Genomic DNA, 25294 nt, shown 5'->3' on the forward strand with positions numbered 1-25294 from the left:
CGTGGTGATGGTCCCCGAAGAGGTATTGATCAGTGCGTTGCGGTCGTTCTGGCCAAGGAGCGCCGCGCCGCGGCCGGTCGATGACGAACCGGAGAGGCTGACCGTACCCGAATTGGAAATTGTGCTGGAGGTGTCGACGGAGATGATCGCCAAGCCGGGTGTGCCGCGAACGAGAGAGACTGAGCTCCCGGGGGTGACGTTGACGGTAACGTTGGTGCTGCCACTTTGCGCAAGGACCGCGCCGCCGGACCCCGTGCATGTGACGGTGGTGTTGCTTGCCGGATTCAGGTTGTCACAAGCAGCTTGCGCGTGGCCAACGGCACACAGGGAGAGGGCGACAAAGAGTGGCTTTAGGGGAACAGGGCAAGTCCGGCTCACATGCGTTGCGGCATTCATTGGAGCGCTCCCAAGACGGTGTTCCCGGATATAGAAGAAATCCCGTGGATAGACCTTAAGCGGTTAGCGCTTCAATATCAAATGCTGTTGTGCCGGCGAAACGAATGTCTCGAAGATCTAGCAATCGCGTCAGATCCGCCGAGATTCTGTCGCCGGGGTCCCGCAGCGAGAGTGTGCTCGAAATCATCGGGGCCTCGCCTGAAGATCGCCGCATGGGGGGAGGTGGGGAACACCGAAAATGGAGCCCATTTTTTGTCAACGACCGCCCGGAAAGCCTTGTCGCACCGTTGCCGTCGTGGTTGCTGGAATTGACAAATCGGGATGCTCAACCATATGAAAATAAAGGAGAAATTAAGATTTGGTGATTGGATTGTGATTCCAGTCGTCGTGGGTTCGAGTCCCATCGGTCACCCCAAAATCCCCTTGTAGTTCAAAGCGTTACACGCGCCCTACTTTCCCGTTCCGGGAAATTTTCCCGCAAGAAATAAGATTTTCCCGCTCACTCGGTGGCCGAAGCTCGCTTCACTCGACGTCGATCGTAGTGTTTATGCGTTGTCGCAGGGTTCGCGTGCGCAGCGAAATCGTACGAGTCAGCCGCACGACTTTGCAGCTTTGCAGAGATGGAGGCGGGGCGCTGTCCTGAAGCGCAAGATACTCGGCATGTCGCGTGAGCGTGATATCGAATTCGCCCTCGACGTTCTCTTTATCCGCTGCGCTGCCTCTCGTGTCTTCTTCCTCGCGAAAACGCCGGATGACGTCGGCGACTGCGTCGGCCACGAACCTGCCCGCCTGATTCTCCGGTGCTCGCCGCATTCGCAATGCGATCAGCTTCCGCGATGGCGGCTCGATCTCCAAGCGGTGCGGTAGCGAGTCCCTCACTGCGGTCGTCCAGGTGCCGATGGTAGAAGAAGACTTTGCGTTTGCCGACTTGCTTGCGCAGGCGGGCACCAATGTAGTTTGTCCGGCAGGATCGGCTGTCGACGCGGTCAACCCGCATATGTCGGTGAGCGCCGGGTTACCACCGATCATCACAATCGTGAACGCGTCGCCGCTGTCGGCCCAAGACCAGGGCCGCATCATTCTTTGCATCATCACCGTGTAGATGCTGCTGGCTGGTGGCACGCACTGGGAGCAGTGTTAGCCCGCAACGGGACGCACTCGAGATCCACCATCTGCCTTGATACAATCGTGTCCAATTGTCGGACTCAGTTGTTTTGCTTTCCTAAACGTTTGCATGGCACGGGGTTGGTTTTGACGGATATCGGGGAGATTTTTTGGGAAAGCATTTGTCACACCCGAAGTACCGGGCAGATATAGACGGCCTGCGCGCGATTGCAGTCTTATCGGTCGTGTTTTTTCATGCGTTTCCAGGAGTAATGCGGGGCGGCTTCGTTGGCGTAGACGTGTTCTTCGTAATTTCTGGATACTTAATATCCACGATTATTTTCGGCAGTCTTGATCGCGGTGAATTTGATTTTCTGGATTTCTATCGTCGGCGTATCCGACGAATTTTCCCTGCGCTCATCGTCGTGTTGTCAGCCTGCTTGGCGGCCGGATGGGGAATATTGCTGGCGGACGAGTATCGTCAACTTGGGAAGCACGTCGCGGGTGGCGCCGGGTTTGTAGCGAATTTGGTGCTGTGGCGAGAAGCAGGGTACTTTGACGTCGTTTCAGACTTGAAGCCTCTTTTGCACCTTTGGAGCCTGGGGATTGAGGAGCAGTTCTATCTCGTTTGGCCAGCGATTGTTTGGGCAGTTTGGAAGGTGAATCTAAACAGGCTCACGGTTCTTGTGCTGCTGATGGGGCTCTCATTCTTTGCGAATATCCATGGAGTCACGGCCGATGCATTCGCAACCTTTTATGGGCCTCACTCGCGATTCTGGGAGTTGCTCTTTGGCGCGTTGCTTGCACATGCCTCATTGAGCAGAGGTGCCTGGTCTAATGGGTGGCTAACAGCGATAGACGGTCGGTTGGCGAAGCTGGTGTATCGCGAGCCCCCCACGCCCGACGGAAGTACGCTGGCCAACTGTCTTTCACTGCTCGGTTTCGCCGCGCTGATCTTTGGTTTGTTCCGAATCAATCAGACGCTTGAGTTTCCCGGGAAGTGGGCTCTACTCCCTGTGTTGGGCACAACATTAATCATTGCCGGGGGTTCCAACGCTTGGGTCAACAGAGTGATTCTGTCAAACAGGATCCTTGTGTGGTTTGGCTTGATCAGTTTTCCGCTGTACCTCTGGCATTGGCCACTGCTTTCGTTTGCGCGGATTCTTCACGCGGGCGTGCCCGATCGCTCTGTCCGGGTAATTCTCATTCTTTGCTCGATCTTGCTCGCGTGGCTCACTTTCCGATTTGTTGAGAGGCCGGTGAGAAAGGCGATCGAGCCCAGTAAAGGTCGCCATATTGCACATGGCTTGGTTGTTGCGATGGTAGCTGTATGTGCGGCGAGCTTCGGTGTGTACTCCGAAGGTGGATTTCCGTCGAGAATGGTGAAGTTCGAGGCGTCGGCTGGATGGGACGATTCCGGCCAAAGCTTGCAAGAACCGATTTGGAAGTTCGGAAATAGGCGCTCGACGAAGAGACTCTTGGCTTTTGGCGATAGCCACATCAACCACGTTAGTCGGCAGATTCGGGAGCAGTTCGGCCGAGATTACGCCATTGACTTCGTGAACTTTGGTAGTTGCTTCATGGGCGACACCGTTACGTTTCCGACGGGGCTGACTGGCGACCTAAAGGACCTTTGCGAGAAGCGAGTCTCTGCACTTAGGTCGATGAGGGGGCAGCATTATGATGCGGTCATAACGGCCCAACGTTGGCATATGTACGGGGGCGGAACTGGCGACGAGACTCTCAACGTCGTTCGGGATCGGATGCAAGCATTTGGCATTCGATTTTCCAAACTGGTCGTCCTCGGGAGTACTCCGACAATCGATTTTAACTGTGAGAAATCGAAAGTCCGACCTGTAGAGTCCGTTGTTTCGTGTCCTGCGGCCAAGGACCAGGCAGTCGTTAAGCGATTTATGGAGTCGACGGAGCGCATGCCGAAGCCGGCGAATGTGTTTTTCGTCTACCCGTACCGTTTCCTATGTCCGGACGATAAGTGCGTGGTCATTCATGACGGAATTTCAAACTATGCTGACGAAACCCATCTTTCCTACGAGGGTGGTCGGCCAGTGGTCGACGTGATAGCAAAGATCGTCAGGGAGCAATGAGCGAACGTCGCGACAACAAAGTCATCCCGTTGCTTGCCGACTGCTCAGCGATCGTCGCAATTGATCCAGATCTAATTCCCTGCTCGCACACCGCTGTCGACGACCGCGACGCGACGCATAATGGATTCGTCATGTTTTCATGACCCTGTCTTCCCGGGATAGTCATGGTGCCCCGTGCGTTCCGGTTTTCTCAGCCCGCCTCTCTCAGGCGGGTTTTTTTATGCTGCCAGTTTTGATAGGGAAAAAATACGAACGCAATCCGAAAGTGATAGCATTTTTTGTCAGAATTTGACGATTAGGCAGTATCCGCGAATGGGAGAAGTGCGATGGGCGCGACGTTGCACGGCGGCATTGGACTTGTCGATGATGACCGGTCGGTGCGCTTTTACCTTAATGTGGACGGCAGGGTCTGGACCTGCCTGATCGAGCGCGCCGCACTGAATCAGCTCGCGGGTAGTGACGCGGCCGGGGAGGCGCTCTTCGATCAATTCGTCGAGCACGAAGATGCCATCGTCGCGCTGGCCGTTGCCGAAATTTCCGGCGGCGCTCAATCCGAACCCGTCATCCTGCGCGCCACTGGCTGATCGGCACGCATCCCGCCACGACGTCACACGACGTCATTCGACGTCAAGCACCGGAGTCCGTCATGAGCTATGCCTCCCACGAGCAGATGTACGAATATCGCGCCGGCTATGCCATTCGCGTCAAGGCGTTTCAGAACGAGTACGCCGGTCCTTGGGACTATCTGGTGCAAGTCTCACGGCACGGGAAGCCGGAGGGGCCGGAAGTGCGCTCGCCCGATGGCCATCGGGACAATCGCGTCGACGCTGAAATGGCCGGTCGCAAAGCCGGGGAGCGCATTGTCGACGAGTTGCTCGGTGACGGTGACGGCTGAGCCGAAATTGCCGGGCGTTTTCAGGCGTCGGTAGCCGCCCAAAGCCCCTCGTCTTGACGCACCGCGAGGCAGTCTTCCGCGAGTTTCTCCAGATGCGCGCGCAGCGAACGCCGCGCCACGGCGTGGCGCACGGCCGGCACATCGTCGTACACGATCGGGGTCAGCGCCTCGATCGTCGCCGGTCCGTGCTTGCGAAGCGCGTCGAGCACGCGTGCTTCGCGCTGAAGCCGATGGGCGACCAGCCGCGCAATGCGCCGTGCCGGTTGATCCATGACGAAGCCATGCCCCGGTGCCAGCCACGCGGGCGCGAGCGCCGCCAGCTTTTCCAGCGACCGCAGATACGTCGCCATATGCCCGTCGGGGGGATTGATGACAACCGTCGAGCCCTGCATGACGTGATCGCCGGTGAATACGAGCTTTGCCTCGTCGAGCGCATAGCAGAGATGGTTGGCCGCGTGTCCCGGGGTATGAATGGCACGCAGCGTGCGCCCATCGGGTAACACCACCGCGTCGCCGTCCGCCAGCATGACGTCTGGCACAAACGTCAGATCCTGACCTTCCTCATGCTGCGCAGGCATCCCGTATGTCGTTGCCCCCGTGCGCGCCGCGAGCGTACGGGCAGCCGGCGAATGATCGCGATGGGTATGCGTGACGAAAATCTGCCGGATGTCACCCGGCGCCGCCCGCAAAATCGCGTCGATATGCGACGGATCGTCAGGCCCCGGATCGATGACGGCCCACGTGTTGGCTGCGCCGCCTCCGATGAGGTACGTGTTCGTGCCGGGGCCCGTCATCATCCCCGGATTCGGGGCGCTCACCCGCAGGACGCCGGGCATGAGCGCGACCACGCGTCCCGGCACGATGTCGTAGCTGCCCGTGCCTTGTTCCTGCGGATCGGTCAGCGACAACTCGGCCCACGCGGGTTCGTCGGGTGTCACGGGCCAGCGGCCCCGCTTGCCTTCGGCCAGCCGCGGCTGAATGCGCGGCACCTCGGTCAGCGCCTGCGCCGCGGCGACGGCGGTGTCGACATCGCCCATGCCGTCGAGCCATTGCAGAAGCTTGCGCGTCGGCGGCAACAAGCGCAGTTGCTCGGCGTGGGCAAACGCATAGGCGGGGCGCATCCAGCGGTGTGCTGCCGTCTCCACCTGATCGACTTCGGCCTGTTGCCCGTCCGGCAACACCGCGAGAAAGAAGCGGGTGTCGAAACGCTTCGGTAACGCAAGCGGCGTCACCCAGTGGCTCAGATAATGCAACCGGGCCGGTGCCAGTCGTATGTCGAACGTTCGGCAGAGGGACGTCAGATCGATTGCCGCGTCATGAAGCGCTTCGCGATGCGCGCGAATGGCCGTCAAGCGGGCGCTGTCGATCGGTGCGCCGGCACGGTTATTCGCACTGTCGTCAGCGACCGCGTCGTCCGCGAGGCTTCCGACATCGCCGCTCACAACATCCGCAAACAAAACGCCGGTCTCTTCAAAGCATTCCCGAATCGCGGCGATGTAGTAGTCGAGTCCACCTTCGGGCAGATGCAGGCGATCACTCGCCGCCGCATCGTCGAGCCCGTAGCACGCGGCATGCGCGTGCCGGTCGGCGGCATCCACGACCCCGCCGGGGAAAACATAGGCGTCGGAACTGAAATCGTTGGCGCGCACGGCACGGCGCAGCAGCAGGACCTCCATGCCACTCGGTCGCGCGCGCAGCACGACGAGACTCGCTGCTTGACGCAGGGACGGGGCAGACGGGCGCGAATCGGTGATGACGGACATGGCGCTGCCGGCGCATAGGCCAAGCGGAGTCGCGAAGCCCCTAGTGTGCCATCGGAAGCGTCGACGCACCTGACCCGGTGCGTCTCGTTTGTCTGACTTCGTGGGCAATCCGTGACTATTCGAAAACCATTCGACAGCCGCTGCGCAACGTCACGCCGCGTCGTTCGCAGCGTGCGTGGACACCGTCGCCGGTGCGGATGACGCCGCGCCCGCTGCACCGTGTGCACGCGCCGCGACTGCTCGCAGCCACTGCATCGTGGTCTCGGGTTGTGTGACGGGGAGCATGTGCCCGCCATCGATCAACGTCAGTCGCGCCGCCGCGTAGCCGCGCGGCAAGTCTTCGCCGTGCACGCGGTAGTCGAGAATCCGGTCGCTGCGGCCGTACAGCACGTCGACGGGCACGCTCAGCGAGCCGTAGCGTGCGCTGATGCCGGGCATATCGCGCTCGGCAGCGAGCATGTCGACCGAGGCCGCGTAGAAATTGCCCGGGCGGAAACCCAGTGCGCCGCCGCCACGGATCAGGAAGTCTTTCGGCGCATCTTCAGGACCGAACACGTAAGTGAGTGTCGTGCGGCCGGTCATCATGCCGACCGGCACGGCCAGCGTACGGCCGATCCAGCGGCGCCACCATGCGCTGCGTACCGCCAGCGCACGAAACGCCTTGGGCGGCTGGGACACCGGTTGCGTGAGCGGTGCGATCAACGCCAGCGCACCGACTTGCTCGCCGTGGTTGAGGGCCAGCGTCAGTGCGACGGCACCGCCGAGCGAGTGACCGACGACGAGCGGGCGCTCAAGCCCCAGTGTTGTGATGAGTCTCGCGACGACCGCTGCCTGCGCCGCGATGTTGCCGTCGCTGTCCGGTGACCGTGTCGAGTAACCAGAGCCCGGCCGGTCGATCAGGATTACCCGATGCGTCCGTGACATCTCGGCGAGGGGCAGGTACGCGAAGTTACGTAGCTGACCACACAGGCCATGCACGAACACGACCGCCGGCCCGCTGCCGAAATCGACGTAGTGCAGACGTTCGCCATCCATGTCCAGAAACTGACCGTCCGGCGGCACAGCGGCCTCGGCGCGTTTGGCCACGCGCTGGGTGAAGCGCACGAGCACCAGCACGATCACGGCGAAGGCGATCACGAGACAACCGAGCAAGTAGGCAATGAGCATGATGTCGGGCAGTGAGTTGAATGCGGTCATGAGGCCGTGCCGTGGAGGGGAAGTTCACGCATGTCGATGGTGTCGATGTCGAACATGCCGTCGATGGATGTCAACGATGCCGTGCGTCTAACGCGACGCCGCTTTCATGCCACTCGGCAAGTCAGCAACTTGCGGGGTATCGACCTCACGTGTGGCGCGTCGCTCGAAGCGCATGGCCCCGTCGTCGACGCGGCCCCAGCGCATCAGGCGCACGTCACGGAAGTAGCTCTGATAGAACACCCACGGCTTGCGGCCCCCTTGCTTCGGCAATTCACCGGCGGCTCGCTGAATGTAGCCGGAAGTGAGCCCGATCGCCGGCAATTCGGCATGCTCGTGCGGGCGTAGCCGGGGCACGCACGTGTCGTAGCCATGCTTGTTCATGTGATTGACGAGACGGCAGACGTACTGCGCGATCAACTCCGCTTTCAACGTCCACGACGCATTCGTGTAACCAAAAATCGATGCCAGATTGGGCACGCCGCTGTACATCATGCCCTTGTACGAGACGGTGTCGGCCAGCGCGATCGGCTCGCCGTCGACGAACAATTTCGCACCGCCCATCAGTTGCACGCGCAGTCCGGTCGCCGTCACCACAATGTCTGCATCGAGCGTTTTGCCGCTCTTGAGGGCAAGCCCTGTCGGCGTGAACGATGCGATTTCATCGGTCACGATGGCGGCACGGCCGCTGCGCAGCGCTTTGAAAATGTCGCCGCCGGGCGCGAGACAGAGCCGTTGATCCCACGGGTTGTAACGCGGCGAGAGATCGCGCGCGACATCCACGTGCCCCAGCGCCTGACGCGCCGCGCGCTTGATCAATACGCGCCGTATCGCGTTCGGCCATCGGCGCGCGGCGTTGTAGAAGCCGAGCGTCACCAGCACGTTTTTCATGCGAACGATGCGATGGGCCAGTCCCGCAGGCAGCAGCGCACGCAACCGTTCGGCCACGCCGTCGCGTGACGGCATCGACAGGATGTAGCTGGGTGAGCGTTGCAGCATCGTGACGTGGGCGGCACTCGTTGCCATGTTCGGCAGCAGCGTCACGGCAGTGGCACCGCTGCCGATGATGACCACGCGCTTGTCGCGGTAATCGAGATTCGCCGGCCAGTGTTGTGGGTGAACCAGTTTGCCGGTGAAGTCATCCATGCCGGGCCATGTGGGCGAGTGACCGGCGTCGTACGCGTAGTACCCGCTGCACATGAAGAGAAAGCGGCAGGTCAGTGGCTGCGTCTCTTGGCGGCCGTCGGGGTAGGTGCGCTCGATGTCGAGCGTCCAGCGCGCGATGCCCGAATCCCATCGCGCTTCACGCAACTTGTGACCGTAGCGAATCAGGCCGTCGAGTCCTTCGGCGTGCGCGGTGTCTTTGAGATAGTCGAGAATCTTGCCGCCGTCGGCGATGGCCTGATTGCTGTTCCACGGCCGGAAGCTGAAGCCGAGCGTGAACATGTCGGAGTCGGAGCGCACGCCGGGATAGCGGAACAGGTCCCACGTGCCGCCCAGCGACTGCCGGGCTTCAAGCATCGCGAAGCGCGTGCCGGGGCAGCGCTCGCGGAGGTAGTGCGCCGCAGAGATACCCGAGATGCCTGCACCGATGACGACGACGTCGAGATCGGTGGCCACGCTGGCGATATCGGTCGGCGAGTTCGATGTGTTCGATGTGTTCGATGCGGAAGCGGTGCGGGTAGCGGTCATGGCGGAGTCCGTCGGGTGCTGTTCTGTAGCTTCGATCATTCGTATCGGGCGGCGTCCGCTGCCCGTGGCCTTAGTCGGAGGCGCCTGCCGAAGTGCCGCGCGCCGCGTCGGCGTTCGAGGCCGTCGAAGATGTCGGGGGCGATGCGGAAGCCGTGGAAGCCGCGGGCTTGCGCGCGACGGCCGTGCGTCGGTAAAACCACACGACCAGCGCCTGATAGCTCCCGCCCAGCAGACGTGCCAGCTTGTCGACGCGGCGGGCATCGGCACCCACGAGTACGCGTCTGGCGTTGTGAGAGACCCCCGCGAGAATCTGCCGGGCAGCCGCATCGGCACTCGTCACGTCAATCAGCTTGTTGGCGCGACGGCGATGCGTCTGGGCGTCCATGCCGGTCAGCGTCGTGATGCTGTCGTCGATGCGCGAGGTGTGCACGATATTCGTTGCAACACCCCCCGGGTGAACGCATGTCGCGCTTACGGGAGACCCCGCGAGATCGAGCTCCATGCGCAACGCTTCGGTGAAGCCACGCACGGCAAACTTGCTAGCGTTATAGGCCGACTGCGTCGGCATGGCGACGATGCCGAACAGGCTTGACGTGTTTACGACGTGACCTTCGCCCGAGGCGGCGAGGTAAGGCAGGAACGCCTGCGTGCCGTGCACGACACCCCAGAAGTTGATGTTCATCAGCCACTCGACGTCTTCGAGGCGCGCCGTCGCGACGGGCACCGACAGCGAGACGCCGGCGTTGTTGAAAATGAAATTGACCTTGCCGTGCATCTCGGCCGTGTCGCTGGCCCACGCGAACACGGCTTCGCGATCGGACACATCCAGTCGCCGGGCGGTAACGTGCACGCCAAAATCGCGGCAGGCCGCAGCGGTGTAGGCGACGCTGGCGTCATCGATGTCGGATAGCGCGAGATGCGCCCCTCGGCGCGCCAGTTCCAGGGCGAGCGAGCGACCCATGCCGGAGCCTGCACCGGTGATGGCCGCCACCTTGTCGGTGAACGTCTTCATGCCAATGTCTCCTATCTATGGATTCGGATCGTGTCCGGTGACTTCAAAACGACGCCAAATTTCGTCATTTGTCACTCGCATCGCGTTGCGTATAATTTGGTGATGCGTGTCACCACTTTAGTTTTCAGCGTTCGTGATGTCAAATAGCGAAATGGAACAAGGACTCGAATCGGACAACAAGGACGCCGCACCGTCGCGTGCGCCGTCCGGCCGCCGTTATGGCGGGGTGGGGCAGGCCCAGCGGGAAGCGGCACGGCGCATGGCGCTCATCGGCGCCGGCACGGCGGTTTTCGGTACGGTGGGGTTCCGGCGTGCGACGGTGCGCTCGGTGTGCGGTCTGGCGAAGCTCAACGACCGTTACTTCTATGCCGGCTTCGAGAGCATGGAGCATCTGCTGCGCGCGACGTATGCCCATCACGCGCAGTCACTCCTCGGTCAGTTGCAGGCGGCCGTAGCCACCAGCGCGCCGACACTCGACGCGCGACTCGACGCCGGCTTGCACGCGTTTTTCACCTTCTTGCGCGATGCTCACGCCGCGCGCGTGCTGCTGCTGGAGGTGATGGGCGTGAGCCCCGAAACCGACGCGACTTACCAGCGCTATCTCTTCGAATTTGCCCGCTTGATCATCGGCATGGCCGACGCACCGCCGCCGGTCAGTGAAGACGCGGCGGCCGACGCCCGCATTGTCGGGCTGGCACTCGTTGGCGCCATGACCAACGCCGGGACGGCATGGGTGCTGACCGGATATCAAGACACGGAGGCCCGCATGGTCGCGTGTTGCCGCCGCGTGTTGCGCGGGGCGCTGGCCTAGGTGTCAGGTCTGCGATGGCGACGGACGTCCGGCTTCCCGCCCGTCGCGTCGGACCTCCCGCCGCCTACTCGCTGCTTCTAGCTTCGGTATGGCGGCGCTCGCTACAATACGTCTTTCGCGTTTGGCGCGCTCGCGCGCGACAACGCATCCCTTTTCCTCACTCATCAAGGGTCGCAAATGACCACTATCGGAACCCCGCTGTCGCCGAGCGCGACGAAGGTCATGTTGTTGGGCGCTGGCGAACTCGGCCGCGAAGTCCTGATCGCGTTGCAGCGGCTCGGCGTCGAGACGATTGCCGTCGACCGTTATGAAAACGCGCCGGGGCAGCAGGTCGCGCATCATGCCCGCACGATTGCGATGACCGACCCGGAACAACTCAAGGCGCTCATCCTCGCCGAAAAGCCCGACCTCGTCGTGCCGGAAATCGAAGCCATCGCCACGCCGATGCTCGAAGCGCTCGAAGCCGACGGCATCGTCCACGTCGTGCCCACGGCGCGCGCTGCCCGTTTGACGATGGACCGCGAAGGCATTCGCCGTCTGGCCGCCGAAACGCTCGGCCTGCCGACCAGCCCCTACCAGTTCTGCGATTCGCTCGAACAGTTGCAGGCCGCGATCGACGGCGGCATCGGCTATCCGTGCGTGGTCAAGCCGGTGATGAGCAGCTCTGGCAAGGGGCAAAGCAAGATCGACGGTCCCGATGATGTGAAAGCCGCGTGGGACTACGCCATGGCCGGCGGCCGCGTGAGCCACGGCCGCATCATCGTCGAAGGTTTCATCGACTTCGATTACGAGATCACGTTGCTCACCGTGCGTGCACGTGGCGCCGACGGACAGGTCGAAACCCACTTCTGTGCGCCGATCGGCCACAAGCAGGTGAGCGGCGATTACGTCGAGAGCTGGCAGCCGCACCCGATGCCGGTGAACGCGCTGGAGCGTGCTCGCCTGATCGCGCGCGAAGTGACCCAGAATCTGGGCGGGCAAGGACTCTTCGGGGTCGAGCTGTTCGTGAAGGGCGACGAGGTGTGGTTCAGCGAAGTGAGCCCGCGTCCGCACGACACGGGCATGGTGACGATGATCACGCAATGGCAGAACGAATTCGAACTGCATGCGCGCGCGATTCTCGGTCTGCCGGTCAACACCACGCTGAAGACACCCGGTGCGAGTGCGGTGATCTACGGCGGCGTGGACGCGACGGGTGTCGTGTTCGACGGTGTGGATCAGGCACTGCAAGTGCCGCAGACCGACATTCGTCTGTTCGGCAAGCCCGAGAGCTTCGTGAAGCGCCGTATGGGCGTCGCGCTGGCTTACGACGACGACCTCGACGTCGCACGCCGTAACGCGCTGGAAGCGGCCAGCCGCGTGAAGCCGCGCGCCGTCTGAGGGCCTCCGGCCCGCGTTGTATCCCGTTGTCGGCCGCCGCAGAGGGCGGCTGACAACGATCTCACCGCCATCTCACCTGTCAGGCCATCCAGGCCATCTGCGCCCGGCCGTGAGGCGCATCGAAATCCTGCGACGGTCCGACCGGTACGATGCCGGTCGGATTGATCGTCCGATGGCTCTCGTAGTAGTGACGCTTGATGTGCTCGAAGTTGACGGTCGCCGCAACGCCGGGCTGTTGGTAGATGTCGCGCGTATAGGCCGACAGATTCGGGTAGTCCGCGATGCGGCGCACGTTGCACTTGAAGTGCCCCACGTAGACGGCATCGAAGCGGATGAGCGTGGTGAATAACCTGATGTCGGCTTCGGTCATGCGCGCACCCGTCAGAAAGCGGCGGCTGGCGAGGCGCTGCTCCAGCATGTCGAGTGTCTCGAACAGGGGCGTGACAGCCTCTTCGTAGGCCGCCTGCGTCGTCGCAAACCCAGCCTTGTAGACGCCGTTGTTCACCGTGTCGTAGATACGCGCATTGAGCGTGTCGATTTCCTCGCGTAACGCTACCGGATAGTAGTCGCCCGCCGTGGCGCCCAGCCCGTCGAAAGCGCCGTTGAACATGCGCAGGATTTCCGACGATTCATTGTTCACGATGGTGCGGGTGAGGGTGTCCCACAACAAGGGGACGGTCACGCGCCCGGAGAAGCGATCGTCTGCCGCGAGATACACGTCGCGCAGGAATGCGGCGTGGTTGACCGGATCGCCTGTGACCCCGGGGCCCGGCGCGAAGGTCCAGCCGTCGTCCAGCATCAGCCAGTTCACCACGGCGACGGGAATCATGGCTTCCAGCCCCTTCAGCGCGCGCATGATGAGCGTGCGATGCGCCCACGGGCACGCATAGCTCACATACAGCACATAGCGCTGCGGCGCGGCCGCAAAGCCGGATGCACCTTCGCTATCCGGCGCTGGTGCGCCATCGGTGGTGATCCAGTGGCGAAAGGTCGTGGGGCGGCGCTCGAAGCGCCCGCCCGTGGCGCGCGTGTCATACCAGTCGGTGTGCCACTTGCCGTCTACCAGCAGGCCCATTTCATACCTCCAGCGTGGGGAGACTTGTCAGCATAGCCGCGTGACCCGCCACGCAACGAAAAAACCCCGCCAGAGCGGGGTTTTCAGTTCGGGCAGACGGTTAAGTTCTGCCCGAGGCGCGTCGATCGGGTTAGCGATCGCTTAGCCGAACATCAATCACTTAGACCGGATTGATGTTGCTGGCTTGACGGCCCTTCGGTCCCATCTTCACTTCGAAGGTGACCTTTTGGTTTTCTTGCAGGGACTTGAAGCCCTTTGCTTGGATTTCCGAGAAGTGCGCGAAGAGATCTTCACCACCTTCGTCCGGCGTAATGAATCCGAAACCCTTGGCGTCGTTAAACCACTTGACGGTACCAGTTGCCATTTCTTAAATCCTTAAAATTTTCAAATGAGCGAGCGAGAAGCTCAGTGAGCGCATGACATTAAAGCTGATCAGGTACAACCGAGTTGACGCATAGGGCGACATTAGATGAACACAAGACTCGCCATACAACGTTCATGCACCCGTTTTTTTACGGGAAAGGTGGGAAGGTGTCAAGCGGGGAAACTTTTAGATTGTTGATCTACGCCAGTCTCGAGCCATTTTTCGTTGCAGTGCGACATGTGCGTGGAGCAACCGGACGACCGGTCCGTCCAGGTATTCCATTTCGGGATGGTTTGCGCCCGTTATCCCGACTTCCACATATAGCGCAATGCAGGAACTTCAATGCCGGGTGAGACAGCGATGGGGTGAACCGGGCCGGCGGCACCGCCAAGTTGTTCGTAAAACCGGCGCGCCCGCGTGTTCTGCGCCAACACCCAGAGATAAAGCGGCGCACTGGGATCGAGCGCGTTCGACCAGGCTCTGACGCGCCCGAAAAGTGCTTGCCCGATGCCTTGCCCCTGCCACGGCGCGGCCACGTGGAGGTTGTCGACCAGAATGCCGTCGGCACCCGACAAGGCGCAGATGAAGCCCGCGAGCGGGCCGTCGTCCAGACCGGGGCAGGCTTTCCAGATGCGCAGCGCGGGGTCGTCGACGCGCGTCAGCCGCTCGCGCCAGAGCGAGGCATGTTCGCGCGCCAGATGGGCGAGTAGCGGACCCGCGGGGAGGGCGTGTGCATAAGTGGCCTGCCAGCTATGCGCGTGAAGTGCCGCAATCGCTTCCACATCCGATGGCGTGGCGCACAAAATACGCGGCGCCGTCATGCCATGTTTCCCGTATGCCGAGAGTCGGATCGGGCAAAACAAGAATTAGCTTCGCACCAAAAAAACGAAGTGAAATAAATCGGTTGTCGCGCCGGCGCAACGCGCGCCGGCGTACGCCGAAATGTCATGGACATGTCACCACCCTATGCAGCCTCACGAAAATGAGAGGGTGGCGTCCGGAGTACGTGGCGTCACCGCCTGATGACTATAACGCGGCGACTTTGTGTTTGCGCAGGCTGGCCGTCTTCATCGGCGTGCGGGACTTGGCGCTGGCACGTTTGCCGGCGGCGGTGTGCGATTTGGCTGAGGCTTGTCTGGCGGCCGCCTTGCCTTGGTTTTTGCGATGCGACTTCGCCTGCGTGGTTGTCGCATGCGTTGCCTTCATCTTGGAAGGTTTCGCGCGCGCCGTTTTCACCGACTTGGCTTTGGCGGCTTTGGCAGTTTTCTTCGCTTTTGCCGGTTTCGCTGATTTTGCCGATTTGGCGTGCTTGGCCGGCTGGCTCGCCTTGTGCGTGTGATGCCGGACGGCGGCGTCGGCAGCGTGTGCCGGGGTGGTGGCGATGAACGCCGCAAAGACGGCGAACGTGATGGCGGCGAGCGCCTTGCGCGAAGCGCGCAGGTAGGACGTAAACAACTGTGTCTCCGTGGGGATATCGAAAGTTAAGACGTGACCGCTCTGCCGGCTGTGGTTCACGGTAACGTGAAGTGACGCCGGTCTGTTGTGCGCCGGCCGAGGACCGGATTCCGGCGGTGTTTGTGACCGTCGCCGCACACGAGCGGGCGCGATTGTAGTGCCGCTAAAAAGCGTTGTCGAGATGGCCGGTCGGCCGTCCGTCGTGACGCGAAGGCACCGTGTCGCGTCTCTCGCAAGAATTTTGTGCGGTGCCACATGAGGGACTCGCGGGGTAGGTATTTTCCCTAGGGGTGTGGAAAACCGCGCCACGACTTAATTTGCGGGCGTCAAAATTCATACCTGACACCCTCAAATTTCACAGGTGAGTGCCGTTATAGGGCTCAATGCCCGGCACAATGCCGATATCAAATCCGGGCAATCACGCTACGCGGCCGCGAAGTGCCGCGCGTCTTTCGAGACCACAAGTGGCAACCAACCAGGCACCAACGCCCGATGCTTTGCAAGCGCTGCTGGCGACTGTGCAGCGCAATGAGCGTTCGCTAAAACGTTTTCAGGACATCGAACTGGCCCTGATGGGCGCCCCCGACTTCGGGCAGTTTCTGGAGGTGGTGCTCAACCGGTTGCGTCACGACTTCGATCTCTCGGGGGTCCACGTGATGCTCGCCGAGATCGACGACACCTTGCGCGATCTCATCGACACCGCCGAAGGTGTCCGTGCCCTCGACTCCGGGTTATGTATCGCGCAGGATGCCGGCACGTTCGCAGCGATCTGCGGCGATGGACGCCTCTGGATCGGCGCACCGCGCGAGCGCCACGTGCCGCTCTTCGGGGCGCGTGCACCCGCCAGCGCAGTGGTCATCCCGTTGTCGCGCAACGGCCGCTACATCGGCGTGATCGCGCTGGGCAGCCGCGACGCAAAGCGCTTCGCCCCCGACATGGCCACCGATTTCCTTGAGCGTTTCGGCGCGGTCGTGGCGGTCTGTCTCGAGAACATGTGGAATCGCGAGCGGCTCAAGCGCATCGGGCTCACCGATCCGTTGACCGGCTTGTCGAATCGCCGCTACTTCGATCAGCGCCTGCGCGAAGAGGTGATTCGCGGCGTGCGCTACGGCGCACCGCTGGCGTGTCTGCTGATCGACATCGATCACTTCAAGCGCGTGAACGACAGCCACGGCCATGCGACCGGTGACCGCGCGTTGCGCGCCGCCAGCGCGTGCATGCGTGCACAACTGCGCGTGACGGATACGTTGGCGCGCTACGGTGGCGAAGAGTTTGCCGCGCTGTTGGTGCAGACCGAGCAGAACTGGGCGGGGACGGTGGCAGAGCGCGTTCGCCGCGCGGTGGCGCGTCTCGAAGTGCCCGACGACGACGGTACGCTGGTGCCGCTCACCATTTCGATCGGGCTGGCGAGTATCGATCCGCGCGACAGCGCCGATCCGGAGGCCTTGCCGATGCGCCTGCTCGGTGCTGCCGATGCGGCACTTTATGCTGCCAAGCGCGCGGGGCGTGACCGCGTCATGGTCGCGGCGCCGGCAACGCTGCGCTGAGTGCCGGGCGAACGACGCTCAGCGCACGCTGAACCAGCCGATCAGCAACGACACCGTCACGACCGACAGCACCGTAGAGATCAGAATGGCGCGCGATGCCACGGCGGCTTCGCGTCCGTAGAGTTGCGCCAGCATGAACGGCCCGGTGCCGATCGGCAGGGCTGAGAGCAGCAGGGCACTGTGCGCCCAGATGGCCGGCAGATCGAACACCCGGAATGCGAGAAATGCCGTAATGGCCGGTTGAAAGATCAGCTTGAGCCCGACCAGACGTCCAACGGCGCGCGCCGTGCGCGGCTCGCGGGCGCCGCCCGAATTCTGGGCGAGGAACATGCCGATGGCCACCAACGCACAAGGGCTCGCCGCGCCGCCGAGCAGCGTCGTGAAGTGAAGCACTGGCGCGGGCAGGGCGATACCTGCCGCGGCAAACGCCATGCCGACAAACGGCGACACCACCAGCGGATTGCGAATCAACGCGCGGGCGACGAAAGCGCTCGTGCGGCGCCACGAAGGCGTGGTTTGCAGATCGGTTTCGATAATCGCAATCGAGATCGCAAACAGCACGGTCGCGGTCAGCAACATGGCGACCACCACCGCCGGTACGCTGGCCGGGCCGAACGCGACCAGACACAACGGCAGACCCATGAACCCGGCGTTCGGATAGGCGGCGCCCATGCCTTCGATGCTGGCGTCGGTCAGCCGTCCACGGACCGTGCGATCGAGCAGAAACGACAACGCGAACGTTGCTGCCATGCCTCCGCCAAACGCGCCCAGAAACCCCGGATTGATCAGCTCGCCCCACGTGATCTGCGCCATCGACTGGAACAGCACGGCAGGCAACGCAAGGTAGACGACGAAGCGATTCAGCGCGTCGAGCGCCGATGGCCCGAGCCACGCGCGGCGGGCACACAGAAAGCCCACGAAAATCAACCCGAAGACGGGCAGTGCTGCGGAGATGACGGCTTGCATGATCAGTGCTCCGCCGCGAGTCGAATCAGCCACTCGCGCCGGGCGTTGCCGCCATCGGCCTCGGTGTGCTCGCGGGCCGCTGCCTCGGCACCGGCCGGGTCGCCTGCGGCGATGCGCGCGACGATTTCACCGTGCTCGTGCCAGACGACTTCCTGCTTAGGCAGCGTGCCGAGCGTTGCCGCCATCGCGCGCATGATGTGCGGCCATTGCGGTGCAACCGTCTGCGCGATCAGTGGATTGCCCGAGGCGTCATGCAGCGCGGTATGGAATGCCACTTCCACGCGTACCTGCCGGGCGACCGGTGTGCCATGTGTCAGGGCCATGCCGGCTGCCACGGCATCGTGCAACCGGCGCAATTCGTCCTCACCTAAGGTGCCTTCCGCCATGCGCCCGGCCGCCAGCCGTGCCGCCAGACCGTCCAGTGCCGTACGCACCTGATAAAGCTGGCGCAGATGGGCGGCGTCGATGGGGGCAACTTCCAGCCCCTGACGCCCGCTGTCACAGACCAGTCCGTCGCGCTTGAGCAATTGCAATGCATGGCTCACGGGCTGACGCGACACCCCGAGCGAATCGGCCAGTTCCGCCTGACGGATACGCTCACCGGGCGGCAGCGTGAGATCGGCGATGGCATCGCGCAGGCGCGAATACACCTGATCGATCAGGACCGGGCTGCTCGCCAGCGGGGCGAGGGCAGTTTGCGGGTCGGCAGGTGACGGGGCGTTCGACATGAAGAAATCCAGTGCCGACAGGGTGTCGACGCTTTCGTGATATCTGGAATTCCGAATTCTACGCCGATGAACGGATCTTGAGTCACGTGAATCGCTACGCAGATGAAAATTTGGAAGGTTGACCCTGAAACCGTGCAGATGACGGCGGTGCGTGAAGGCGCGGATTACTTGCTCGGATCGAGCTCGGGCGGGGCGATGGAGGCCGCGTGCGATGGCGTTTGCAGCAATGCCTGCACGGTCGTACGGGTGCGTTGCAGGCGGCGGGCGAGTGCCCAGGCGTCGGCCTCGCGCTCGAACAGGCCGACGATCAGATGGGCTTCGCCGGCGAAGCCATCGGAAAACAGGCCGATATTCTTCGCGATCATCTCGCTCGCCCGTTCCACCGAGACGGTGTACTGACGCGGTGAGCGGTACTGATTGATGACGACAGCAAAGGCGTGGGAGAACGCGTCAGACATGCGAGAGCCTCCTTCGGAGCCCGTGCGTGACATTCGGCAAGCGTTGCCGGTCGTCCACGCAAAAGCACGCACACAACGTTGTGCTTCCGGTGATTGTAGGCGATGTGTGTGTCCCTGTCGGGGCAAAGCGCCGGGCGAGCCGCCGGTATTTGCACCGCTGGACAAGCGTCAAGAATGCGCGGCAAAAAGCCGGCAAAAAAATGCCGCCGAGCGGGTCGGCGGCGCAACAGAGAGGGGTGACAGCGCAACCGGAGTTGCCAGACACAGCGTAGTTGCCGGGAATGACAAAGCGATGACCGCTGCGGTCATCACGACCGGATGACTATCCAGATTCGAAGGTGACGGCACCACACCCGGTAACGTCAGGCGTTACCGGCCGCTATCGCCAAGTCGGCCAAGCCGTGTGCGGCTACACGAGTACCGGCAGAGCCTGCACGACAAGCAGCCCGACGAGGGCGCCGACCACGGCACCCACGGCGCGCAGACTGTAGCGCGTCGCTCGGGTGGTGACCGGGATGCCGCCGACAAGCAGGGCACCGGCAACCGCCATGGGCAGGAACAGCGTCAGGTCGTAAAGATTGAAGTGGAATACGGGCATCTTTCTTGTCTCCTCGCCTGAAAGCCATTCCACTATAGGACGGCTGGCGAGGATGCCCAAATTTGGTGCGTCGCAGCATGTTGCTGCGACGAGACTGGCTTGCGCGAAGGTGGCGCTCAGTCGTCCTGACGCACCGCGTGCATCTTGCGGCGGGCGCTCCAGAGCGCCATGTCCTTGCGGGTGGGAGCACGTTCGTTGACGTTGATGCCGACCGGGCGCGAACGGACGGCGGATATCGGTGCGTCGCCGGGTTCGCTGCGCGCCTGAACCATCATCACGAGCGTAAATAGCGAGGCGGCAAGCGCCAGCAGGATTAGCTTCATAAGGCCCCCGGGTGAAACATGAATTGCATCTGGTCGGTGTTATCGATCGCTCGGATCGTCTATGGCGCGCGGCATATGCCGGCAACGCACTTGCGATCTTCTTGCAATCTCTGGATCTGGCACGGCTTACGGCGAGACGGCTTCTGTTGCCACTGACGGTCCTGACTGCTTTTCTGGCCGGGGGGCTCGGTGCATGTCCTGCAATTCGCGATGCGAGGCGCATCTTAGCGGCCGATTATGACAACATTCCTGCCGGATAAGAAAGCACTTATCGCTTTTATCGTTCGTTGCTGCGGCATAACAACGAACACGGAGCCCTTTAGCGTATAGCGACGCCTGCCGCCAAAAGTTTAGAAATGGTGACAACTTTTTAGCGTCACGGGCCGGCGGCCCCCAAAAAGGGGGTATCGCCGGCCCGAATCCGCGCGAACCCGCCCGAAAGCGCGGTGCACGCAGAGACTTAGGGCTGCCGCGACGCCTCATCCTGCGACATCTGCGCCCTCTGCGGGACGCCGCGCCGGGCGCGCTCCGGCAACGCCACAGCGGCGAGCGACGCCAATGCCGCGCCCGCCTGCGCGATCTCGTGCATCACGTCGGGCGACGTGCCGAGCGAGACGGCCAGTCCGGTCAGGCCTGCCCACGTCGACGGTTCGAGCAGCCGTGCAATGAGAAAACCCATGGTCAGCCTCCCGTCTCGTCGTCGAGCACCGTTTTGCCGCTGAAATAGAACGGCTGCATATCGAGAGTCGAGAGCACCGCCTTCTGGCCCAGCCCCTCGTGCGCCGCGTTGGCCAGCACGCCGTTGTCCTGGTCGATGGTCCAGGTGAACAGGCCGCCCAGCCCATTACGACGGACATAGTCGCCCTTGGCCTTCACCGTGCGCGGGGTGTCGAGCGACAGGAACAAGCCGCTCGACGGGTTGAACAGGAAGTCGGCGTCCGCCACCGTATCGGTGTACAGCGAGAAGCCGTTGCGCGCGCCGCCGTTTTCGAGATCGAGATAGTTGAACAGCATGTCGAAGTACTCGGTCGTGCCCGATTCGAACGTCCCGGTGGTGATGTCGCTGCCCGGCGTGTAAGTGCCCGAGAGCGGTGCCACGCTGCCGATCTGTGCCTGACAGGCGTTGCGGCTGTACCCCGCGTAGCCGATATGCACCATCGCCAGCGGCACCTTGGCCTGACGCAGCCAGTTCACCGCGCGGTCGATGGAGAACGCACCGCTGGCGCTTGGGTCCGTGTCGTGCAGGTTGGTGTGATGCGCAAGCGCCGGTGCCCACGGGGTGCCGAAGAAGTCATAGGTCATCAGATTGATGCGCGTGACGCCGGCCGCAACGAGCCCGGGCAGATTGGCTTTCGCCATGTCGGCGACGTTGGCCGAGGCCGCGATCGAAATCTCCACGTCCTTGCGTCCCGCTGCCACCAGCGCCTTCTTGAGATCGCCGACGAGGGCGGCATAGTTCGGCCCGTCGGTGTCGTCGTAGGTATTGCCGTCGTCGGCCGGTGAGCCCGGATATTCCCAGTCGAGGTTGATCTCGCTGAACATCGGAAACCGCTTGAGCAGATCGACCACGCTCGCACAAAACGTCTTGCGTCGCGGCGCACTGGCGGCCATGCCGTGGAACGCCTGACTCATCGTCCATCCGCCGATGGCGATGGCCAGCTTGAGCGCCGGGTTTTTGGCATGCAGCAGGCGCAGACCACCTAGCACGCCTTGCGCACGCGCTTGCTGGAACATCGGCATCACGTCGTTGCTCACCCAGCCGTCGAAGCCGCAATTGCGGTACGAGAGCACGTCGCCCCAACTGTCGACGAAGGTCGCCTGATCGGCGTTGCGCTGAAAGTCCGTCGCGGCGCGGGTGATCGTCTGCGCCTTTTCGCCCTGATCGCCGACGATGCCGGCGAAGCCGATGATCAACCGGTCGTAGGCGAACGGGTCGAGCTGCATCAGGTCGACACCGCGTCCTGCCGCGTCGTTGCTGAAGTCGCCGTCAAGGCGGCCATCGTATTGCGACCAGTCGGTGTAGTAGCCCGACACCTGCAACGTGCTCTTGGCGTAACGGTTGTAGACGGGGCGCGCGACGCGAGCCGACGTGTACGACAGTTGGGTTGTGCTGGTGCCGGGGTCGAAACCGTTTTGCGCGTAGGTGGTTTCGGTGGCGCCGCCCGACGGGTCAGCCGGATAGACGAGGGCTGAGGTGGTGACGGCAGCGGTATCGGTCAGCGGGGCCGCCGTTGCAGCGGTGGCCATCGGGGCAAGGGGCTTGCGAGTGGTGTCAGACATGGTGTGGCTCCTGAGAATGAAAGGACAGTGGCCTTCGCCGGGCGGCGCTTGCCGCGCCGGCTGTGGCGTATTCAGACTCGGGCACGCTCACCGCCCATACCAGCGCAAATGCCGTGTCAGCCACGTGAGCGAGCGCTTTACGCGGCTGAGACATTGATGAAGGCACGGGCGCAGACGCTGGCGCAGGGTATGCCAATGCCCGCCATCGCAAGCACGCGCGCCGCCGCGCTGATCGATCACTGTTGCCGGCGTAGGTGCGCTTGGCGCGAAGCGATAGCCCATGCGTGGCACGGTCACGATCTGGCGATGCAGATCGAGGGGAATGAGCTTGCGGCGCAGGCGGGAAACCACTTGCATGAGGTTGGTGTCGTCCTGATCCGGACGGTCAGGCCAAAGACGCGCGATCAGCGTACGTTTGTCATGCACGACGTGTGGTGGCGAGAGCAGGGCGCGCAACAGGCGGTACTCGATCTGCGGAATCCGGACGACGATGCCATTGCGCGACACCTCGCCGTGTCCTTCACGGGCGACGCAGTGCCGTGGCAGCGCGTCGAGCGCAGGCGAAGCGCTCGTGGTCTGCCCGGTTTGCGCGGTGTGTATTTCCCCCGCTGGCGGGTCGAACCGATAGCCGACGCGTGCCACCGTCACGATGGCGCGTTGCAGACCGAGCGGGGCCAGTGAGCGGCGCAGGCGCGAGACCAGCTGCACGATCGCGGCCTCCTCCATCCACTGCGCGCGGCGTCCCCACAGCGCTTCCATGAGCACGCGCTTGTCGAGCGAGGTGCCGGCGTGGGTGGCCAGCAGCACCAGCAGACGTTTTTCCTGTTCGGAGAGCCGGGCGGCGATGCCCTGACGCTGCACGAGATTGGTGACGTCGTCGAGGTCGAACGATGACATCGGCATGGAGCGCTCCTTGTGACGAGAAAGGGAGGCTCACCGTAGCGACGCGTCATCGCCTGTCACAAGGCCGCAAGCGCGGCATAGGTGCGCGGGCCACGTGCCCTGCGTGCCTTGGTGATCTTTCACATCGTTTTCACAGGGTCTGCACACCGTCACGCGCAGGCGCCGCGCGGTAAGATACTCGTCTCGCCCTATGCGGCGACGCTGCATCCAAGACGTTGCAGGTTTTTCAGACTATTTGAAGACTCCCGGATCTCGTCATGCTCGAACTCATTGCCGAACACCGTTGTTTCGGCGGCGCGCAGCGCTTCTACCGCCATGCCTCGACGGCCATCGGTCTGCCGATGCGCTTTTCGGTGTTCATTCCGCCGCAAGCACGCGATGGCCGCGCCGTGCCGGCGTTGTTTTATCTGGCCGGTCTGACGTGTACCGAAGAGACGTTCATGATCAAGGGCGGCGCGCAGTGGCTGGCCGCTGAGCACGGCGTCGCGCTGATCACGCCGGATACGAGCCCGCGCGGCGCGGGTGTGCCCGGCGAGACGGATGCGTGGGACTTTGGCGCCGGTGCAGGTTTCTATCTGGATGCGACGCAGGCACCGTGGTCGACGAATTACCGCATGTACAGCTATATCGTCGATGAGTTGTATGGGCTGGTGACGCAGACGCTGCCGATCGACGCGAGCCGTGTCGGTATCTTCGGCCACTCGATGGGCGGTCACGGGGCCCTGACGATCGCATTGCGTAACCCGGATAAATTCCACTCGGTGTCCGCGTTCGCGCCTATCGCCGCACCGATGCACTGCCCGTGGGGCGAGAAGGCCTTCACGGGGTATCTGGGCAGCGATCGCGAGACGTGGCGTCAGTACGATGCGAGCGAGTTGGTGGCGAAGGCCGGGAAAGCGGTATTCCCGGGCGGCATTCTGATCGATCAGGGGTTGAACGACCAGTTTCTCGAAGCGCAACTGCATCCGGACATCTTCGAGCGTGCCTGTCGCGACGCCGGCCAGCCGCTGAACTTGCGCCGGCACAACGGTTACGACCACGGTTACTACTTCATCCAGACCTTCATGGCCGACCACCTGACGCACCACGCCGAGCACTTGCGCGCGTATTGAGCCGGCCGGTCAGTGAACGGCGGAGCGCATCTGTCGAGGCGTTGGCCCCGGCGGATGCCGCCTGCCGTTATCCGCGATAGCGCCGCGCAGTCGCCTTACACCGCCCGCGCTTCGTAACGGCGCGGCGGGTTCACAATCTCGTCCTGTGCGCGAACGATTTCCAACTCGTAGCGCCCGGCGAGATGCGTGACCGACAGCACGGCATCGACGGCGGCCAGCGTGTGTTCGAACGCGGCCCGCACCGTATCGCCCTTCAGCAGACGTGTGAGAAAGATGCCCGAGGTCAGGTCGCCCACGCCCACCGGGTGGCGCGAGAACGGGTAGAGCGGGCGCGAGCCATGCCAGGCTTCGTCGGCCGTGACCACGAGCATGTCGAAGCGCTCGGCGGGTTTGCCCGTGTATTCCAGATGCTTGACCAGCACCATCTTCGGCCCGCGTGCGAGCAGCGCACGACAGGCAGCGAGCGCATCGTCGAACGTATCGATCGGATGCTGTGACAGCTTTTCCAGTTCGAGATGATTGGGCGTCATGATGTCGGCCACGTCCGGCATGTGTTCGACCAGATACTGCTCGATGCCCGGTTTGACCTGACACCCTTTCTCCGGATGCCCCATCACCGGGTCGCACAGATAGATCGCCGCCGGATTCGCCTGCTTCACGCGTCGCACGGCCTCGACCACGAAGCCGGCCTGCTCGGGCGCGCCGAGATAACCGGAGAGCACCGCATCGCAATTGGCCAGTTCGCCGATATCGGCGATGCCATCGACCAGCCGCAGAATTTCTTCGCTCGGCAGCGCCTGTCCGGTCCATTTGCCGTATTGCGTGTGATTCGAGAATTGCACCGTGTTGATCGGCCAGACGTTCACGCCAAGACGGCGCATCGGAAACTCGGCGGCGCTGTTGCCGGCATGTCCGAAGACCACATGCGACTGGATGCTGAGAATGTTTTTCATGGTGACGAGGCGGGAAGGCTGAGCCATAGGTAACGCAAAACGCGTCATGCCAAAAGCGACAGACGGTCAGCGTAGCACCGCGCATTACCGGGATGCAATGCCAAGGGCGGCGGGCGGACTGCAAAAGCAGGCGCGGCGCAGCCGGATACGGTGTTCATTCCGTTCACACTTCCCCATTCC

25 protein-coding genes are annotated in these 25294 nt (G+C 62.8%); 7 read left to right on the forward strand and 18 right to left on the reverse strand.

The annotated features are described in order from the left end of the window. Nucleotides 1-918: 918 nt before the first annotated feature. On the reverse strand, nt 919-1491 hold the full coding sequence (locus CDV44_RS27840) for a hypothetical protein (RefSeq protein WP_212677128.1): 573 nt from the start codon (nt 1489-1491) through the stop codon (nt 919-921). Between the two features lie 179 nt (nt 1492-1670). On the opposite strand from CDV44_RS27840, the gene CDV44_RS17285 reads away from it, so the two are divergent. From CDV44_RS17285 to CDV44_RS17295, 3 genes are all read left to right on the forward strand, one after another. Then, entirely contained in the window at nt 1671-3605 is a 1935-nt protein-coding gene (locus CDV44_RS17285) for an acyltransferase family protein (RefSeq protein ID WP_087689138.1), read from the forward strand. Between the two features lie 326 nt (nt 3606-3931). Beyond that, on the forward strand, nt 3932-4189 hold the full coding sequence (locus CDV44_RS17290; protein ID WP_087689139.1) for a DUF1488 family protein: 258 nt from the start codon (nt 3932-3934) through the stop codon (nt 4187-4189). Between the two features lie 62 nt (nt 4190-4251). Next, nucleotides 4252-4500, forward strand: coding sequence for a hypothetical protein (locus tag CDV44_RS17295; RefSeq protein WP_087689140.1), 249 nt, complete (start codon nt 4252-4254; stop codon nt 4498-4500). 20 nt (nt 4501-4520) lie between these two features. Here CDV44_RS17295 and CDV44_RS17300 read toward each other — a convergent pair whose 3' ends face one another. The 4 genes from CDV44_RS17300 to CDV44_RS17315 all read right to left on the reverse strand — a co-directional run bounded on the left by CDV44_RS17300 (nt 4521) and on the right by CDV44_RS17315 (nt 10161). After that, nucleotides 4521-6263 carry an MBL fold metallo-hydrolase gene (locus tag CDV44_RS17300; RefSeq protein ID WP_087689141.1) on the reverse strand — a complete coding sequence of 581 codons (1743 nt, stop codon included), beginning with the start codon at nt 6261-6263 and terminating at the stop codon, nt 4521-4523. A gap of 150 nt (nt 6264-6413) precedes the next feature. Continuing rightward, nucleotides 6414-7460, reverse strand: coding sequence for an alpha/beta fold hydrolase (locus tag CDV44_RS17305; protein WP_249277604.1), 1047 nt, complete (start codon nt 7458-7460; stop codon nt 6414-6416). Between the two features lie 87 nt (nt 7461-7547). Further along, nucleotides 7548-9149, reverse strand: coding sequence for an NAD(P)/FAD-dependent oxidoreductase (locus tag CDV44_RS17310; protein WP_087689162.1), 1602 nt, complete (start codon nt 9147-9149; stop codon nt 7548-7550). A 70-nt stretch (nt 9150-9219) separates the two neighbouring features. After that, a complete protein-coding gene (locus tag CDV44_RS17315; protein WP_087689142.1) occupies nt 9220-10161 on the reverse strand; it encodes an SDR family oxidoreductase in 942 nt (313 codons plus the stop codon). Nucleotides 10162-10297: 136 nt separating this feature from the next. Here CDV44_RS17315 and CDV44_RS17320 point away from each other — a divergent pair, with 136 nt between their 5' ends. Both CDV44_RS17320 and purT read left to right on the forward strand, forming a co-directional pair. Then, nucleotides 10298-10972 (forward strand): TetR/AcrR family transcriptional regulator, encoded by a 675-nt coding sequence (locus tag CDV44_RS17320; RefSeq protein ID WP_087689143.1) that lies wholly within the window; start codon nt 10298-10300, stop codon nt 10970-10972. A gap of 177 nt (nt 10973-11149) precedes the next feature. Next, nucleotides 11150-12352: a formate-dependent phosphoribosylglycinamide formyltransferase gene (gene purT, locus CDV44_RS17325; RefSeq protein WP_087689144.1), complete on the forward strand. Its 1203-nt coding sequence runs from the start codon at nt 11150-11152 to the stop codon at nt 12350-12352. Between the two features lie 79 nt (nt 12353-12431). Here the strand turns inward: purT and CDV44_RS17330 are convergent, their stop codons facing one another. From CDV44_RS17330 to CDV44_RS17345, 4 genes are all read right to left on the reverse strand, one after another. Next, nucleotides 12432-13427, reverse strand: coding sequence for a glutathione S-transferase family protein (locus CDV44_RS17330; RefSeq protein WP_087689145.1), 996 nt, complete (start codon nt 13425-13427; stop codon nt 12432-12434). A 160-nt stretch (nt 13428-13587) separates the two neighbouring features. Next, nucleotides 13588-13791 (reverse strand): cold-shock protein, encoded by a 204-nt coding sequence (locus tag CDV44_RS17335; protein ID WP_058379209.1) that lies wholly within the window; start codon nt 13789-13791, stop codon nt 13588-13590. Nucleotides 13792-14093: 302 nt separating this feature from the next. Further along, on the reverse strand, nt 14094-14612 hold the full coding sequence (locus tag CDV44_RS17340; RefSeq protein WP_087689146.1) for a GNAT family N-acetyltransferase: 519 nt from the start codon (nt 14610-14612) through the stop codon (nt 14094-14096). A gap of 205 nt (nt 14613-14817) precedes the next feature. Next, nucleotides 14818-15246: a hypothetical protein gene (locus CDV44_RS17345; protein WP_087689147.1), complete on the reverse strand. Its 429-nt coding sequence runs from the start codon at nt 15244-15246 to the stop codon at nt 14818-14820. Nucleotides 15247-15710: 464 nt separating this feature from the next. On the opposite strand from CDV44_RS17345, the gene CDV44_RS17350 reads away from it, so the two are divergent. Beyond that, complete coding sequence (locus CDV44_RS17350) at nt 15711-16793, forward strand: diguanylate cyclase (RefSeq protein ID WP_058379206.1); 1083 nt, start codon at nt 15711-15713, stop codon at nt 16791-16793. Nucleotides 16794-16811: 18 nt separating this feature from the next. Here the strand turns inward: CDV44_RS17350 and CDV44_RS17355 are convergent, their stop codons facing one another. The 8 genes from CDV44_RS17355 to CDV44_RS17390 form a co-directional block, all read right to left on the reverse strand. Next, a complete protein-coding gene (locus tag CDV44_RS17355; RefSeq protein ID WP_087689148.1) occupies nt 16812-17759 on the reverse strand; it encodes an AEC family transporter in 948 nt (315 codons plus the stop codon). A 2-nt stretch (nt 17760-17761) separates the two neighbouring features. Beyond that, nucleotides 17762-18487 (reverse strand): GntR family transcriptional regulator, encoded by a 726-nt coding sequence (locus CDV44_RS17360; RefSeq protein WP_087689149.1) that lies wholly within the window; start codon nt 18485-18487, stop codon nt 17762-17764. 164 nt (nt 18488-18651) lie between these two features. Continuing rightward, nucleotides 18652-18945, reverse strand: a complete 294-nt coding sequence (locus CDV44_RS17365) for a hypothetical protein (protein WP_087689150.1) — start codon at nt 18943-18945, stop codon at nt 18652-18654. A 409-nt stretch (nt 18946-19354) separates the two neighbouring features. Continuing rightward, complete coding sequence (locus tag CDV44_RS17370) at nt 19355-19543, reverse strand: hypothetical protein (RefSeq protein ID WP_058379202.1); 189 nt, start codon at nt 19541-19543, stop codon at nt 19355-19357. Nucleotides 19544-19659: 116 nt separating this feature from the next. Beyond that, nucleotides 19660-19866: a hypothetical protein gene (locus CDV44_RS17375; RefSeq protein ID WP_058379201.1), complete on the reverse strand. Its 207-nt coding sequence runs from the start codon at nt 19864-19866 to the stop codon at nt 19660-19662. 460 nt (nt 19867-20326) lie between these two features. After that, nucleotides 20327-20545 carry a hypothetical protein gene (locus CDV44_RS17380; RefSeq protein WP_087689151.1) on the reverse strand — a complete coding sequence of 73 codons (219 nt, stop codon included), beginning with the start codon at nt 20543-20545 and terminating at the stop codon, nt 20327-20329. A 2-nt stretch (nt 20546-20547) separates the two neighbouring features. After that, nucleotides 20548-22146 (reverse strand): glycoside hydrolase family 18 protein, encoded by a 1599-nt coding sequence (locus CDV44_RS17385; RefSeq protein ID WP_249277605.1) that lies wholly within the window; start codon nt 22144-22146, stop codon nt 20548-20550. Between the two features lie 87 nt (nt 22147-22233). After that, nucleotides 22234-23049 carry a helix-turn-helix domain-containing protein gene (locus CDV44_RS17390; RefSeq protein ID WP_087689153.1) on the reverse strand — a complete coding sequence of 272 codons (816 nt, stop codon included), beginning with the start codon at nt 23047-23049 and terminating at the stop codon, nt 22234-22236. Between the two features lie 257 nt (nt 23050-23306). Here CDV44_RS17390 and fghA point away from each other — a divergent pair, with 257 nt between their 5' ends. Continuing rightward, nucleotides 23307-24161: an S-formylglutathione hydrolase gene (gene fghA / locus CDV44_RS17395; RefSeq protein ID WP_087689154.1), complete on the forward strand. Its 855-nt coding sequence runs from the start codon at nt 23307-23309 to the stop codon at nt 24159-24161. A gap of 95 nt (nt 24162-24256) precedes the next feature. On the opposite strand, the gene pdxY is transcribed toward fghA, so the two are convergent. Beyond that, on the reverse strand, nt 24257-25114 hold the full coding sequence (gene pdxY / locus CDV44_RS17400) for a pyridoxal kinase PdxY (protein ID WP_087689155.1): 858 nt from the start codon (nt 25112-25114) through the stop codon (nt 24257-24259). Between the last annotated feature and the right edge of the window lie 180 nt (nt 25115-25294).

The organism is Pandoraea sp. PE-S2R-1 (assembly GCF_002179865.1).
In the GTDB taxonomy this organism is placed as follows: Bacteria; Pseudomonadota; Gammaproteobacteria; order Burkholderiales; family Burkholderiaceae; genus Pandoraea.